Consider the following 15124-nt stretch of genomic DNA (forward strand, 5'->3'; position numbering starts at 1 on the left):
ACTTATTATACCTACATATAAGGTATGAAATAAAGGGCGAATAAAGCGGAATTTCGGCCAATCGGCTAAAATTCCGCTAAAAGTGTGAAACTTCCTATTCTTCCTTGAAGTCCTCATTCTTCATATCCGTTACGAACATGTGTCCCGGGTTATGCGTAATCATGATGGAAGGTCTGGCATTGAGTGCCGCATTCTGCGGCGTGACGCCACATGCCCAGAACACCGGCTCCTCATCGGGAGCAATCTCGATCGGTTCACCGTATTCCGGTGCACCGATGTCGCGGATGCCGATTTCGGACGGTTTCCCGTGATGCACCGGGCGGCCGTGCATGTCCGGAAACTGTGCGGTCACATCGGATGCCTTCCCGACCAGCTCCCTCTTGAACGGCCGCATCGATACGACGAGCTCCCCGCTGAATATGCCGGCGGGCTCTGTTGCGATATCCGTTTTGTACATGGCGACATTCTTCTTCTCGCTGATATGCTTTACATCAAGTCCGGATTCAAGCAGTGCCTGTTCGAATGTGAAGCTGCAGCCGATGAGGAAGGTGACAAAGTCATCCTGCCAGTATTCCGTAATGTCTCCGACCGTCTCCTCAAGCTCCCCATTCCTGTAGATGTTGTATTTCGGCACATCGGTGCGGATATCGGAGCCTTCGGCATACCTGCTTTCCACCCTCCCATCCTCCATCACCTCGATGACGGGGACGGCTTTTCTGTTCCGCATGGCATAGAGCAGAAAATCGAATGCATAGGATTTCGGCAGAATGACGATATTGGCCTGTACATTGTCGCCGGCGGCGCCTGAAGTCGTCCTGTCGAAAGTCCCATTCCTTATCTTTTCCCTCAGTTCTTTTGCTTCCATGATTCTTCCTCCTTACTGGGTCCAGAGGTCCTGCAGACCCTGCAGCGACATGAAGCCGGCAATCAGTGTGATGAGGACCGCGACGATTCCGAAGATGATCATCCACATCGGATGCTTGTAGTCGCCGACGATCTTCCTGTTCCTCGAGGCGACGAGTACCGCACCCAGTGTAAGCGGCAGGATGAGACCGTTGAAGGCCCCCGCAAGAATGAGCAGTACGACCGGGCGTCCGACGAATGTAAAGATGATGGTCGAAATGACGATGAAGGTGATGATGACGATATTGTTGTAGTCATCGAACACCCGGTGCAGCGACCTCAGGAATGAGGCGCTCGTGTAGGCGGATCCGATGACGGATGACAGGGCGGCTGCAACGAGCACGACACCGAATATCTGCATTCCGATGTCACCGAGCGCAATCTGGAAGACGGACGCCGGCGGATTCTCGGGGTTGAGCGCCACCCCTCCGGAGACGACACCGAGCACGGCCAGGAAGAGCAGGGTACGCATGACACCTGTCGTGAGTATCCCGAGGTTCGCCGCCGTACTGACGAATCCCAGATTTTCCTTGCCGGTCATGCCCGCTTCAATCAGACGGTGGGCGCCGGCGAACGTGATATATCCGCCGACCGTCCCGCCGACCAGCGTCACCACTGGCAGGAAGAGCGTCATCGGATCCTCCGGCATGACTGCGCGGTAGGCCGCTTCCCCGTAAGGGGGATTGGACCGGATCATGACGAATGCCGTGATGGCGATCATGAGCACACCGAGGATCTGGATGATGACATCCATCACCGCACGGCCGTTCTTTAACAGGAAGACGATGATCGCGATGATGCCGGCCAGTGCCGCACCGATGCGCGGGTCCCAGCCGAAGATGGCATTGAACCCGAGCCCCGCACCGGCGACGTTGCCGATGTTGAAGGCGAATCCGCCAAGCACGATCAGGAATGCAATCAGGTAGCCGAGTCCCGGAAAGACCTGGTTCGCGACATCCTGCCCCCTTTTCCCGGAGACACTCAGTATGCGCCAGATGTTCAGCTGGGCACCGATGTCGATGATGATGGATGCCAGTATAGCGAATGCAAAGCTTGCCAGAAACTGTTCTGTAAATACGCTGGTCTGGGTCAGGAATGCCGGTCCGATGGATGATGTCGCCATCAGGAATATCGCACCGAAGAGCAGGCGACGCTGTACGCCGGTCATTTTTGGTTTGTTGTCCATATTCACAAGTCCCCTCTACATTGTTTGGATGGTGATGTCTTCTTTCCCGAGTGCACTTCTGATCTCCCTGACGAATTCCAGGGCTTTCGGTCCATCCCCATGGACGCATATGCTGTCGGCCTGGATATCGATGTCCCGGCCGTTGATGCTCTCGACTCTGCCTTCCTTGACCATACGGACGACACGGCCCACAGCCTCCTTCGTATCGGTGATCATCGCGCCCTCCTTCTTCCGGCTGACGAGCGTACCGTCATCCTCGTAGGCACGGTCGGCGAACACTTCATGGCGCACTTCGAGACCCGCCGCCTCTCCGGCACGCACCAGGTTCTGGTTGGACAGCCCCATCAGCTTGAGCTCCGGATTGTAGTCCTTCACCGCTTCCGCAATCGTCCGGGCCAGCTCCTCATCCTTGAATGTGGCGTTATACAGTGCACCGTGCGGTTTGACGTGGTTCATTCCGATACCCTCGACACGGCAGAACCCGTCCAGTGCACCGAGCTGATAGAACATCATGCTTCTGACGTCTTCCATGGACATGTCCATATACCGCCTGCCGAAGCCCATGAGGTCCGGAAACCCCGGGTGGGCACCCACGCCTGTAGAGCCGCTCTCCCTGATCATCCGGATGGTCTCAAGCATGACCGACGGGTCGGCCGCGTGGAATCCGCAGGCGACATTCGCCGAAGAGATCAGCGGGATGATCTCTTCGTCATTGCCGATGGAATAGTTGCCGTAGCTCTCTCCAAGATCCGCGTTCAAGTCTACTGTGTACATGGTCATTCCCCTTCCTGTCCGATAATGTGATTTCGTGGAAGAAACTTGATGTCCACATCGTTCTTCCTATAGTTTGGGTGGTTCATCAGATAATGCTGGAAATCGAGGTTCGTATGAATCGGTCCGATGACCGTCTCATCCAGGACATGGGTCATCTTCCGTATCGCCCCCTCCCTCGACTCCGCATGGGTGATGATCTTTCCGATCATCGAGTCATAATGCGGTGGAATCATGTAGCCCGGATAGACATGGGAATCGATCCGCACGCCCTGGCCCATGCCGAAATGAAGCGTTTCGATCGTGCCCGGGGCAGGCATGAAGTGCTCCGCCGGATTCTCCGCATTGATCCGGCACTCGATCGCAAAGCCGTTGATCGAGATGTCATCCTGCATGAGTTCAAGCGGCTTCCCCTGTGCCACTTCCAGCTGCAGGCGGACGATGTCCACACCGGTGATCTCTTCGGATACCGTGTGTTCCACCTGGATCCGCGTATTCATTTCGATGAAATAGAAGGCATCCTCCTCTTCGACGTAGAGATACTCGACCGTCCCGGCACCGCGGTAGTGGAGTTTTGCGACCGCTTCAGCCGTCCGTTCCGTAATATCCCTTCTCGACGCATCATCCAGGACGGCGGCCGGGGCCTCTTCCACCAGCTTCTGGTTGTTCCGCTGGATCGAGCAGTCCCGCTCGTAGAGATGGACGGCATGCCCCTGGCCGTCCCCGACCACCTGCACTTCAATATGGCGGGCCTTCTCGATGTATTTTTCCACATAGATCCGGTCGTCGCCGAAGGCATTCTTCGCTTCCTTCTTCGCTGCCTTGTACATTTTTTCAAGCTGCGCCGGCTCATGGACGAAGCGCATGCCCTTGCCGCCGCCGCCCGAGACCGCCTTGATGACGAGCGGATAGCCGACCGATTCGGCAACGGATTCGACTTCCTCGAAGCTGTCGATGACCCCGTCACTTCCTGGGATGACCGGCACACCGGCATCCTTCATCGTCTGGCGCGCCTCCGCCTTGTCCCCCATCCGGGAGATCGTATCTGCAGTGGGACCGATGAAAGTGACGCCGACCTCCTCCAGACGGCCTGCAAACGTTGCCGATTCCGAAAGGAAGCCGTATCCCGGATGGACGGCATCGGCGCCACTCACTTCAATGGCTGCAACGATCCGCTCGATATCCAGATAGCTCTCGGTGCTTTTGGCCGGGCCGATGCATATCGCCTCATCCGCAAGCGCCACATGCAGGCTGTCCCGGTCTGCGGTGGAATAGATGGCGACACTCGGGATGCCCATTTCCTTGAGCGACCGGATGACCCTGACGGCAATTTCTCCACGGTTTGCTACCAAAACCTTTTCCACGCTAGTCCTCCTTCGGTCGCAGGATGAAGAGCGGCTGGTCATACTCCACGCTCTCTCCATTTCCGACAAGAATTTCTTCCACGGTACCCGGGACCTCCGCTTTGACATCATTGAACACCTTCATGGCTTCGATGACACCGAGCGTATCCCCCTCGGCGACCTCATCTCCGACGGATACGAATGTCTCGTCGCTGTTCTCTTCCTTCTCGATGAAGAACGTGCCGACCTGCTTGGCCTTGACCGTATGTCCGGACGCTTCTTCACCACCAGCCTCCGGCTCTGGTGCAGCCTGCTGGCCGACAGCAGGGGCATCGGCCACATTCGCCTCCAGATGGATCTTGAAATCTCCATCCTTGATGGTCAGCACTTTCAGGTTCTCTTCCTTCAGCAGCTTTGCATATGCTTTCACTTCTTCTATATCCAACTCGATCACCTCTCCATTATTCTTGCGAGCTTGCCCGCCGTCGGTCTGACGTGCGACCTGAAATCATTGTTGATCTCAAGGTACCCGCCGTCCCGTATCTTTTCCATTTCTTCCCGGTAGAGTGCCGTTGCCTCTTCTACCGATACCTCTTCGAATCTGACCGTATCCCCCGGCTGCTTCTGGACCAGCTTGGGAATGTCGACACGCGCCACCGTACCGATGCGTGCATATCCACCTGCCGTCTGCCTGTCGTTCAGGAGCACAATCGGCTTGCCGCCTTTCGGCACCTGGATGCTGCCGAGCTGGGTCGGCTCTGACAGGACATCGTGGCCCGGATCCGGATCGGCTTCAAGCACCGGCCCGTCGAGCCGGTAGCCCATCCGGTCGCAGTCCTTCGTCAGTGTATATCCTTCACCAAACAGCTTCTCCCGCATCTCTTCATTGAAACGGTCATACTGCTGACCGGGAATGACCCGGACCGCTTCCTCCTCTTCGATCCCGGCGATTCTGAAGGGTCCCGGCGCAGCGGCCATATCACCCGTTCTGATCACATCACCTGCCTGGAGCGTACGGCCACGATAGCCACCGATGCCGCTCCTGACATGCGTCGAAGCACTGCCGAGGACCCTGTCGACCCGGAAGCCCCCCGCTGCCGCCAGATATGTCCGCGAGCCGTTTTCAGCAGCACCGAACTCGACCAGGCTGCCTTTGAATACGGGAATCGGCACCCCGATGGAGAAGGCATCCCCATCGATCTCAAGTGCCATATCAGCACCTGCCGCCGCAATGACCGTATCCTGCATCACTTCGAACGAGGCACCCCGAAAAGTCATTTCAAGGCCCGGCGCGTTGTCGTCATTGCCGAGCAGCTGGTTGGCCAGCATGAAGGCACGGTAATCCATCGCCCCAGCCGGTGAAAAACCTTCCGCCTGGTGGCCGTAGCGTCCAAGGTCCTGGACCGTCGTGTAGAGTCCCGGACTTTTCACTTTGAGCATCATCATTGGCCCCCTTTCATTTCATATTTGATTTCGTAGTCCCCGGAGGCGATATCCTCTTCAATGCGTCTGTATTCCGCTTCATCGATCGGGCGGTAGATGATGCGGTCACCCGCCGCGTAGAGGATCGTCTCCTCGCGTCCCGGATCGAACAGGGGCACCGGTGTGCGTCCCAGAAGATGCCATCCGCCGGGGGATTCGAACGGATACATGCCCGTCTGCCTGCCGCCGATGCCGACCGAACCGGCTGGTATGCGCACCCTTGGTGTTTCCAGCCGGGCCTTGTGCAGCTTTTCGTCCAGCCCGCCGAGATATGGAAAGCCCGGCATGAAACCAAGCATGTAGACGAGATATTCCTTATTGCCATGCAGGTCGATGACTTCCTGTTCCGACAGGCCATTGTCCTGGAAATTGCCAAGGTCCGGCCCGTACTCACCGCCGTAGCATACCGGGATTTCGATGACCCTGTACTCGATCTCCTCCTCGAGCAGTGCTTCCTCATCGATGTCACCAAGTGTTTCCTTCAACACCCGGGCATCGGTTTTGAAAATGTCGAAATAGATGATGAGGCTCGTGTATGACAGGACGATCTCATCGATGCCCTCGACCTCCATCCCTTCAATATGATGGCGCAGCGCCACAAGCTGCCGATTGACCCGTTCATCGATTTCATCGCCCATATAGATGGTCAGGGCATTTTCGGCAAACTGTCTGATATCCATTCTTCCACCCCTCAACTGAATATTCTCACTTTTATTATAAGCCTTCATATATTATTATCAAATACAAATAGGAAAAAAGGAGAATGAAAGATGACAAATGACTTCCTCGGCAAGATGGCGGCTGAAACACTCGAGAGTGCATCAAGCAGACGGCTCCATGCACGCATACTGGAAATTTCCGAGATCGGACGGACGGAGAACCAGGGTTCAAGAAGGATGGGATACTCGGAAGAGGAACTGGCGGCAAAAGACAGGGTTGCAGACTGGATGGAAGGGATCGGCATGAGTGTACGCACCGACGGTGCCGGCAATGTATTCGGAAGATACAGGGGGCAGGATGACTCCAAAGTCTTCATGGCGGGGTCCCATATCGATTCCGTGCCTGACGGCGGCCACTTCGACGGCGCTGCGGGTGTCATTACGGCACTCGAAATCGCGACACTGTGGTACGAGGCAGGCTACCAGCCGAAGTATTCATATGAAGTCGTCATCTTCTCGGACGAGGAAGGCAGCCGCTTCGGCAGCGGACTGACCGGCAGCCGTGCATTCATGGGGATGCTCACCGAAGAGGAGATCAACAAGTACCGCGACCCGGAAGGGCAGACGATTGATGATGTCCTCGGGAACATCGGCTCCGACAGGGAGCAGTTCCTCTCGGCTGAGGGGCTGGACTACAATATCGAAATCTACGCCGAAGTGCACATCGAACAGGCAAAACAGCTTGAGCAGAAGGAGCTGCCCGTCGGCATCGTGAGCGGCATCGCCGGTGCCACACGGACGAACATCACCTTCCGTGGGGAAGCGGGACATGCCGGCAGCACCCCGATGACCGAACGCCGGGATGCACTCGTCAAGGCATCCGAGTTCATCAGCACCCTGCCGGAAGTCGCCAAGGGAATCAGCAGGGAAGCCGTCGCCACCGTCGGCAAGATGGATGTGAAACCCGGGGGTGTCAATGTCATCCCGGGTGAAGTGAATCTCGTCGTCGATGCACGGGACATTGATACCGACAACCAGTCGAAGCTGATCGAAGCCGTCGCAGAACATGCGGAAGACACCGTCAGGGACAGCAGCATCACCGCAGAAGTCGATCTCACGACCCGTGTCATGCCGATTCCGATCGACCCGGAAGTCATCTCCAGAATGGAGGCGTCATTCAAAAGGCAGGACCTGCTGCCGGTCCACCTGCCGAGCGGGGCGGGTCACGATGCAATGAGCATCGGCACCGAGTTCCCGATCACCATGCTGTTCGTGCGGAGCCTCAAAGGCATCAGCCACAATCCGGAGGAGTTCACCCATATCGAAGACCTGAGCCGGAGCGTGCAGGTGCTGAAGGACTTCTTTGAGAACTACTAGGCAATATAAAAGACAGCATGCCTTGGCATGCTGTCTTTTATATTGTCATCTATTCGGATTCGAGCACCCGCCTCAGGACACTGTTGGTCAAGTTCGGCACCACTTCGAGCGAGTAGGTCATTTCCATCCGTTCAAGCCGCTTGTGTCCATCCTCGCCATATGGCCCGATGTTGATGACCGGGATGTTCAGGTCGGCGACATCCTGGTACTCGACGAACAGCTTCCTGCCCCATGACGGGGTATTCGCAACCATATCATCGATTTCTGACATGTCGTCACTCATCGCCACGAAACTCATATCTGATATGTGCGGGAAGAAGTTCCTCGCCACGATCGGATATCCATACTCCGGCTGCACCGCTTCAATCGCATCATCCAATGCGTCGAGCAGTCGGCGCTCGCTCTTCCTCTCCCCTGTCAGTGCGACCCGTGGGGAGTAGAGAGAGGAATAGAAGACGATGATCGCCGGACGCTTGTCCGGCATGAACTTCCATGCCTCCTCGACGACGCGCGCAGCAAGCATGCGTGAATCGAGGCTTTCGTCCTGCTCAAGTTCCGCCTTGAAAACTTTCATATGCTGCACATAATCATCACCATGTGCCTCCCTGAGCAGCCCATCCATCTCATCGTACAAGTAGACCCTCGGTTCCCAGGTGATCTCACGCCCCGGCCGGCCGCTCACCTCTCCATACTTCCGGTAGCGTGTCCGAAAGGTTTCAATCGCGCTCTTGAAGGCGGTCTCCGCCTGTGCCTTCAATAATTCCAATACCTTCTCCGGTGACCAGGAATGGACGAAGAAGTTGTAGTACACGTAGGCAGACAGCGCCGTCTGTACGGTATAGGACGGCTTCAGATCGGTCTGCTTGAGTGATACCGGCGGCAGTGTCGCCTCCCCCAGCGCCACATCACAGAGCTCGGGGTTGTAGCTGATCTGCCGCGTCAGCTCGGCTGCGATGAAGTTCGGATCGAGCCCATCGAATGCCGAGCCGACATGCGTCTCCTCCCCGGTGATGAAGAAGGACGGGAGCAGTTTGCCGACCGTCCCCTTGTATATGTAGCGGTTCTCGTCCCCTTCATAGCCCGGTGCGACGAAATCGCTGTTGATGGCGGCGACATAGTCGAATCCCTCCTCCGCCTGCCAGCGTTTCAACGTCTTCAGGGCCGACAGGATGCCATGCGAACCATCCTCCTCGTCACATTCTGCGATGAAGACGATGTTGCCATCAAGCAATTCCGGATGCGATGCATAGTGGGTGAGCAGGTAGAGGTTGCTCGCCACCCCGCTCTTCATATCCAGCACGCCCCGGCCGAACAGCCAGTCATCCGACTCCAGCTGGGCCCGCACCGCCTCCGGCAGCTTCTCGCCCTTAAGGTGTGCCATCCAGTCATCGGGACGGAATGCCAGGTCCTGCTGCGCGCCGAAGTCCTCCACACCGACCGTATCCATGTGCCCCATCAGCACCACCGTACGGCGGCTCTCCCCTTTCGTCCCCTTGACATGCGCCATGACATTGTACCGCTTCCGCTCATCATTGACTGTCGGCTCCATGACGAGCTGCGACGGGTTTGCTTCAAAATATGGGTGGGCTGCCAACATGCCGTGGATGGATGCGGCGACCACCCGCTCCCCGTCCGTATTGACTTCGCTCCGGATGCCGACAAGCCTTTTCGTAATCGTCAGCAACTCCTCCCGGCAGTCCAGTTCTCCATTGTTTTCTTTCATAAAGTAAGCCTCCTTCTATGTATCAATCCGACTTTTATTCCTTTAAAACAATTATAGCAATCCCCCTCCTCCGCCGCACCAGTGAAATGCTTCGCCGATTCTGTACCCCAACCCGCTTCCATGTGATTTCCACCCTTCATTCGGGTACACTACAGGATAGAGGTGAGACGCATGTCAATGATACGAATAAAAGGCGCCAATCAGAACAACCTGAAAAATGTGAGCGTCGACATACCAAAACATCAATTAACCGTATTTACCGGACGGTCGGGTTCGGGCAAGTCATCCCTGGTATTCAATACACTTGCCGCGGAATCGGAACGTCTGCTCAATGAAACATACTCCAGCTACATCCAGAACCAGATGACACACTACGAGAAGCCCGATGTGGACCAGATAGAGAACCTGCCCGTCGCCATGATCATCAACCAGAAGCGGCTCGGCGGCAACTCGCGGTCTACGGTCGGAACCATTTCCGATATATACTCTTCGGTGCGCCTATTGTGGTCGCGTATCGGCGAGCCGTTCGTCGGCTACTCCAATGTATTTTCCTTCAACAATCCGGGCGGCATGTGCGAACGGTGCCAGGGGCTCGGCTATGTGGAGGACATCGACCTTGATGAGCTGCTCGATTTCGACCGGTCGCTCAATGAGGACGCGATCAAGTTCCCTTCCTTCAAACCCGACAGCTGGCGCGGGAAACGCTACCTGTACACGGGCCTCTTCGATAATGACAAGAAGCTCAGGGACTATACGAAGGAGGAGATGGACACCTTCCTCTACACGAAACCGACGAAGCTGAAGAATCCGCCGGACAACTGGCCCAGGACTGCGAAATTCGAAGGCCTCATCCACCGTTTCAGGCGTTCGTTCCTCCTGAACGACAACTTCGAGAAGAAGCGTTTCCTCGCGGATGTGGAACGGGTCGTCACGAGCCGCAAATGTCCGGAGTGTGAAGGGAAAAGGCTCAACCAGAAGGTCCTCTCATGCAAGATCGACGGACTCGACATCGCGGACTTCACCGCCCTGTCCATCGAAGAGGCGATTCCGTTCCTGAAGCAGCTCGATGATCCGAAGTCGGAATACATCATCCGGCCGCTGCTTGCACAGATGGAATCACTCGCCTATGTCGGTCTCAACTACCTGACACTCGACCGGGAGACACCATCACTCTCGGGCGGCGAATCGCAGCGGATCAAGCTGATCCGCCACCTGAACAGTCCGCTGTCGGACCTCGTCTACATCATCGACGAACCGAGCGTCGGGCTGCACCCGGAGGATATCGAGAAGATCAACACGATCATGCGCTCGATACGCGACAAGGGCAACACCGTCCTCGTCGTCGAGCATGACCCGGACGTCGTCCGGATCGCCGACCATGTCATCGATATCGGCCCGGGCGCCGGCCAGCATGGCGGGGAGATCATATTCACCGGCTCCTACGCTGAACTGATGGCCTCAAGTACGCCGACTTCCACGGCCCTGGCCCGGACGCATAATCTGAAGGCGCATCCCAAGCAGCCCGAAGGTTTCATCAGCCTCGAGCACATCACAAAGAACAACCTCGAGGATGTATCGGTCGACATCCCGCGGAATGTCATGTCCGTCATCACCGGTGTTGCCGGCTCCGGCAAGAGTACGCTCATCAAAGCCGGCTTCAAAAAGGATCCGGACGCGATCTTCATCGACCAGAAGCCGGTCCATGCCTCGAACCGCTCCAATCTGCTGACCTATATGGACCTCTTTGATGAGATCCGTACATTCTTCAGCCAGCAGACGGGGCTCAGGAAGGGCATGTTCAGCTACAACTCCGAAGGCGCCTGCCCCGAATGCGGCGGCAAGGGGATACTCAAGACCGAACTTGCCTTCATGCCCGACTTCTCACAAGTATGTGAAGTCTGCCAGGGCACCCGCTACCGCCCCGAAGTCCTCGAGGCGAAAGTGGACGGCTACTCCATCGCGGACATCCTCGCCCTCACCGTCGAGGAGGCGCTGGGCATATTTACGACGAATACACGCGTCATCAGCCGCCTGAAGAACATCCATGATACCGGCCTGCACTATATGACACTCGGCCAGTCCCTCGATACGCTCTCAGGCGGGGAGATCCAGCGCGTGAAGCTGAGCCGCCATCTCGACAGTGACGCCACAGGCAAGGTCTTCGTCTTCGACGAACCGACGACCGGGCTCCATGAAGACGACATCCCGACCCTGCTCGACTGCTTCGGCCAGCTCATCGATCAGGGCAACACCGTCATTCTGATCGAGCATAACCTGACCATGATGACCCATGCCGACTGGATCATCGACGTCGGTCCTGGTGCCGGCTTGCGCGGTGGTAGGATCCTCTACAGCGGCGAACCCGACGGGCTCCTCGATGTGGAAGGTTCCGTCACCGCCAGGCACATCAGAAGATATACAGGAGAAGGAAAATAGGAAGCCCATAAAAATGCACCCGCCGGAATTCCGGCGGGTGCATTTTCACATGTCCATATTCATTGCTCATCCCGACTGCCTGACGCTGAGTACCGTGATCGTCACAAGTATGATCGCCATGCCGAGGATCTGGATGATCGCCAGCCGGTCGCCGAGGAGCAGCACCCCGAACAGTGATGCCGTCACCGGCTCCACCATCGCGACCATTGAAGCGGTCGTCGGCGCCGTCCGCCGGACACCGATGACATAGATGATGAATGACACGCCGGCACCCACTGCACCCAGCAGCAGGAACCACCATAAATCTCCGGAGGTCAATACGCTCAAAGCCTCACCCATATCTATGAACCACACCAGGATGATACAGAATGCAAAGAAGGCGATGGTCAGCACCATCTGTGGGCTTCCGATGGCGGAGGCATTTTTGAACCCGAAGATGAACAGGGCATACGACAGCCCGGCAGCGAGCCCTGCTGCCACGCCGAATATGCCGGTTGATACGGATTCCGGATCATAGGCGCCGGTGAGCAGGACGATGCCGATGAGGACAGAGACGACACAGAGCCATTTGAACCATGTCGACTGCTCCATCCTGAAGAGGAACGCAATCAGCAGCACGAATATCGGTGCCGTATACATCAGGGTCGCCGCAACAGCCACACTCGATTCCTGGATGGCGAGGAAGTAGAAGGTGAAATTTCCCGCCACCCCGATGCCACCCAGTATCGACCAGAAGTGGAAGCGTGGCGAAGTGATCCAGTTCTGTTTGAAGTGGATGATGAACCATACGAAGAAGAATATGAATCCGACCGCCCCGCGGTAGAATGAAATCACAAGGGGACTCCATCCCTTCTCCATCAATATATCCGCGATACCCCCGCTGAGGCCCCAGAACATGGCTGCCAGCATGACCAGCCAAATGCCGGTGTATTTCATAATGTTGCCCTCCTGAGCTGCATTGATTACTAATCCGCACTACCGGATCGACTGGGTTATCGCATACCCATAATCCCACCATCCTACACTTCAATTTTATCTTGTCTGCATCACGATACCAGCAGAACGCAAAAAGGGATGCCAAGGGCACCCCTCCATTTTATGAAAATGAAACTTCCACTTCACCCAAGCCTTCGAATGATGCTCTGAACCGGTCTCCGGGCACAACATCCACTGCCTTCGTCAGGGCGCCCGCCAGGACGACTTCCCCGGCCTTGAGTGTAATGCCGTACGGGTGCAGTGCCTTTGCCAGCCAGACCACCGCTTCAAGCGGATTTCCAAGAACAGCGGATCCGAATCCTTCGTCCAGCTTTTCGCCGTTCCTGTACACTGTCATCTTTACGGATGGCAGGTCGATGTCCTGCAGAGCCACGTGCGCCAGGCCCAGCACTGCTCCCGCTGAAGAGCCGTTGTCTGCAACGGTGTCTTCGAACTTGATTTTCCAGTCGCGGATGCGACTGTCGATGATTTCGGCGGCCGGCACTGCATAGCCGATGGCTTCTGTGACACTTTCCACTGTGGCATCCGTGCCGTTGATGTCCTTTTCCAGCACGAAGGCGATTTCGAACTCCACCCTCGGCGCGATGAACCGTCCTGCATCGACAGTCTCACCGCCGCTGAAGACCATGTCATCCAGCAGATGCCCATAGTCCGGACGGTCGACACCAAGCATCTCCTGCATGGCCCGGCTCGTCAGGCCGATCTTCTTGCCGACGACTTCCGCCCCATCCGCCAGTCTTCTTTCGACATACTGAAGTTGGGCCTGGTAGGCGTCCTCCACCGTGATATCGGGATGGGTCTCAGTAAACGGGACAATCGGCGTCAAATTCTTTTCCGCTGCGTATATTTCTTCCCCCAGCAATCTGGTGATAGCCATTGTCTTGTTCCTCCTATTATGCCATAAGTTGATAGAAGGAGTATGACGCAATCCTTCTCTCCCAGGTGATGGCGATTTCATTCTGATCGATTTCATCCATCAGGCACTGCCTTGTGAATGAAATCTTCTGCGCTTTTCTGTCCACATGGATCTGTGAAACGTGGCGGCCTGTACCTGTATCGATGACGACATCATAGATGCCATCCTGCGGCAGCATGTAGTATGGCTTCAGGGAAAGATACCCCTGGGAGATGTCGGCACATGTCCGATACTTCCTGCCCATCAGCTGCTGCACCTCAGATATCCGCCCCTCCAGTATGGCACTCCTGATGCGGGTCGAGCTGATCTTCTCACCCTGATAGGCCACCTGTTCGACCCGCGAAGCAGCAATCCGCCCACCGGAGTCCGCTTCCAGACTGTCGATTGTCCCTTCCCCTTTGAAGCCATAGGAAAAGTCATAGCCTGCCACAGCGTGGATCGTATCGAACCGGTCAAGATATGCCTTGATATAGTCTTCTTTAAGGAGGGAGGCGAACGCCTTCGTGAATTCCACGATATAGAAGCGGTCGACCCCAAGGGCCTCGAGTGCCCGTGCCTTCTCCTCAAGCGGCATCAGATAGTCCACCTGGACCCTGCCACCTGACAGGACCGTTTTCGGGTGCGGGAAGAAGCTCATCACATCGAGTGCGGCATCCGACTTCTCCGCAATCTGCCGTGCCGTCCGAATGACCTTCTGATGCCCTTTGTGTACGCCATCGAAGAAGCCCAGCGCGATGACATTCCTCCTCGACTGCTTCTGCCACTCTCTGAGGTTCCCATCATTCAAGTGGATGATCTCCATCCGGTCCACCCCCCTTCCGACTATATTTGATGGCTCCCCTCTACTTGACGGCTTCTTCGAACGCCTCCAGCCTGCGGTATTTGCCGCAATTGAAGATCAGCGGATCGCCATCTTCAAGCACCAGGTCATTCACCTTCCCGATGAATAGGACATGATCCCCTTCTGTATGCTCGTTGTAGACTTCACAGGAAAGCTGGCACAATGCATCTTCAATCACTGGCGCATCTCCCAGCTGTCCGAAGTCGAATTTGTCCTCGAATTCCTTCTGGCCGGCGAATCGCATCGATTCCTCCTGCTGCTCGCAGGACAGCACGTTCACAGAGAACCTGCCGCTCTGGCGGATCCGATCCAGCATCTTTGCCCTGTTTCCGATCGAGATTACGATCAGTTTCGGATCGAGGGAAACGGACATGAACGCGTTGGCGGTCATGCCGTATACTTCCCCGTCGATTTCCGTCGCGATCACGTTGACTCCTGTTGCGAATTTTCCCATGGCATTCCTGAACTTGCGATCATCCATTGGGCCTCAT

Annotated in this window: 14 protein-coding genes; 2 read left to right on the forward strand and 12 right to left on the reverse strand. The window is 56.3% G+C overall.

The window, feature by feature from the left end:
* Positions 1–94 precede the first annotated feature (94 nt).
* Genes RQP18_RS09500 through pxpB form a run of 7 tightly spaced genes read right to left on the reverse strand, consistent with a single transcriptional unit; the run spans position 95 to position 6365 of the window.
* Positions 95–865: a putative hydro-lyase gene (locus tag RQP18_RS09500; protein WP_342387453.1), complete on the reverse strand. Its 771-nt coding sequence runs from the start codon at positions 863–865 to the stop codon at positions 95–97.
* Between the two features lie 12 nt (positions 866–877).
* On the reverse strand, positions 878–2089 hold the full coding sequence (locus tag RQP18_RS09505) for an NRAMP family divalent metal transporter (protein ID WP_342387454.1): 1212 nt from the start codon (positions 2087–2089) through the stop codon (positions 878–880).
* A 15-nt stretch (positions 2090–2104) separates the two neighbouring features.
* Entirely contained in the window at positions 2105–2863 is a 759-nt protein-coding gene (locus RQP18_RS09510; protein WP_342387455.1) for a LamB/YcsF family protein, read from the reverse strand.
* A gap of 2 nt (positions 2864–2865) precedes the next feature.
* A complete protein-coding gene (accC, locus tag RQP18_RS09515) occupies positions 2866–4224 on the reverse strand; it encodes an acetyl-CoA carboxylase biotin carboxylase subunit (RefSeq protein ID WP_342387456.1) in 1359 nt (452 codons plus the stop codon).
* A gap of 1 nt (position 4225) precedes the next feature.
* Complete coding sequence (locus tag RQP18_RS09520) at positions 4226–4657, reverse strand: acetyl-CoA carboxylase biotin carboxyl carrier protein (protein ID WP_342387457.1); 432 nt, start codon at positions 4655–4657, stop codon at positions 4226–4228.
* A complete protein-coding gene (locus RQP18_RS09525; RefSeq protein ID WP_373446030.1) occupies positions 4654–5649 on the reverse strand; it encodes a biotin-dependent carboxyltransferase family protein in 996 nt (331 codons plus the stop codon). Before RQP18_RS09525 ends, RQP18_RS09520 begins: the two co-directional genes overlap by 4 nt.
* Positions 5646–6365 carry a 5-oxoprolinase subunit PxpB gene (gene pxpB / locus RQP18_RS09530; protein WP_342387459.1) on the reverse strand — a complete coding sequence of 240 codons (720 nt, stop codon included), beginning with the start codon at positions 6363–6365 and terminating at the stop codon, positions 5646–5648. Before pxpB ends, RQP18_RS09525 begins: the two co-directional genes overlap by 4 nt.
* Positions 6366–6455: 90 nt before the next feature.
* Here pxpB and RQP18_RS09535 point away from each other — a divergent pair, with 90 nt between their 5' ends.
* Positions 6456–7721: a Zn-dependent hydrolase gene (locus tag RQP18_RS09535; protein ID WP_342387460.1), complete on the forward strand. Its 1266-nt coding sequence runs from the start codon at positions 6456–6458 to the stop codon at positions 7719–7721.
* Between the two features lie 49 nt (positions 7722–7770).
* Here RQP18_RS09535 and RQP18_RS09540 read toward each other — a convergent pair whose 3' ends face one another.
* Positions 7771–9444: a M20/M25/M40 family metallo-hydrolase gene (locus tag RQP18_RS09540; RefSeq protein ID WP_342387461.1), complete on the reverse strand. Its 1674-nt coding sequence runs from the start codon at positions 9442–9444 to the stop codon at positions 7771–7773.
* Between the two features lie 171 nt (positions 9445–9615).
* Between RQP18_RS09540 and RQP18_RS09545 the strand changes: the two genes are divergently transcribed.
* On the forward strand, positions 9616–11880 hold the full coding sequence (locus tag RQP18_RS09545; RefSeq protein ID WP_342387462.1) for an excinuclease ABC subunit UvrA: 2265 nt from the start codon (positions 9616–9618) through the stop codon (positions 11878–11880).
* 66 nt (positions 11881–11946) lie between these two features.
* On the opposite strand, the gene RQP18_RS09550 is transcribed toward RQP18_RS09545, so the two are convergent.
* The 4 genes from RQP18_RS09550 to RQP18_RS09565 form a co-directional block, all read right to left on the reverse strand.
* Positions 11947–12816, reverse strand: coding sequence for a DMT family transporter (locus RQP18_RS09550; protein ID WP_342387463.1), 870 nt, complete (start codon positions 12814–12816; stop codon positions 11947–11949).
* Positions 12817–12976: 160 nt separating this feature from the next.
* A complete protein-coding gene (locus RQP18_RS09555; protein ID WP_342387464.1) occupies positions 12977–13753 on the reverse strand; it encodes a 2-keto-4-pentenoate hydratase in 777 nt (258 codons plus the stop codon).
* 16 nt (positions 13754–13769) lie between these two features.
* Positions 13770–14594, reverse strand: coding sequence for an FAD synthetase family protein (locus tag RQP18_RS09560; protein ID WP_342387465.1), 825 nt, complete (start codon positions 14592–14594; stop codon positions 13770–13772).
* Between the two features lie 40 nt (positions 14595–14634).
* Entirely contained in the window at positions 14635–15114 is a 480-nt protein-coding gene (locus tag RQP18_RS09565) for a flavin reductase family protein (RefSeq protein ID WP_342387466.1), read from the reverse strand.
* Between the last annotated feature and the right edge of the window lie 10 nt (positions 15115–15124).

Source organism: Salinicoccus sp. Bachu38 (assembly GCF_038561955.2).
Classification (GTDB): domain Bacteria; phylum Bacillota; class Bacilli; order Staphylococcales; family Salinicoccaceae; genus Salinicoccus; species Salinicoccus bachuensis.

Coding starts and splice junctions, on each gene's coding strand:
- RQP18_RS09500 (WP_342387453.1), bottom strand. CDS start 865: ATGGAAGCAAAAGAACTGAGGGAAAAGATAAGGAATGGGACTTTCGAC.
- RQP18_RS09505 (WP_342387454.1), bottom strand. CDS start 2,089: ATGGACAACAAACCAAAAATGACCGGCGTACAGCGTCGCCTGCTCTTC.
- RQP18_RS09510 (WP_342387455.1), bottom strand. CDS start 2,863: ATGTACACAGTAGACTTGAACGCGGATCTTGGAGAGAGCTACGGCAAC.
- RQP18_RS09525 (WP_373446030.1), bottom strand. CDS start 5,649: ATGATGATGCTCAAAGTGAAAAGTCCGGGACTCTACACGACGGTCCAG.
- pxpB (WP_342387459.1), bottom strand. CDS start 6,365: ATGGATATCAGACAGTTTGCCGAAAATGCCCTGACCATCTATATGGGC.
- RQP18_RS09535 (WP_342387460.1), top strand. CDS start 6,456: ATGACAAATGACTTCCTCGGCAAGATGGCGGCTGAAACACTCGAGAGT.
- RQP18_RS09540 (WP_342387461.1), bottom strand. CDS start 9,444: ATGAAAGAAAACAATGGAGAACTGGACTGCCGGGAGGAGTTGCTGACG.
- RQP18_RS09545 (WP_342387462.1), top strand. CDS start 9,616: ATGTCAATGATACGAATAAAAGGCGCCAATCAGAACAACCTGAAAAAT.
- RQP18_RS09550 (WP_342387463.1), bottom strand. CDS start 12,816: ATGAAATACACCGGCATTTGGCTGGTCATGCTGGCAGCCATGTTCTGG.
- RQP18_RS09555 (WP_342387464.1), bottom strand. CDS start 13,753: ATGGCTATCACCAGATTGCTGGGGGAAGAAATATACGCAGCGGAAAAG.
- RQP18_RS09560 (WP_342387465.1), bottom strand. CDS start 14,594: ATGGAGATCATCCACTTGAATGATGGGAACCTCAGAGAGTGGCAGAAG.
- RQP18_RS09565 (WP_342387466.1), bottom strand. CDS start 15,114: ATGGATGATCGCAAGTTCAGGAATGCCATGGGAAAATTCGCAACAGGA.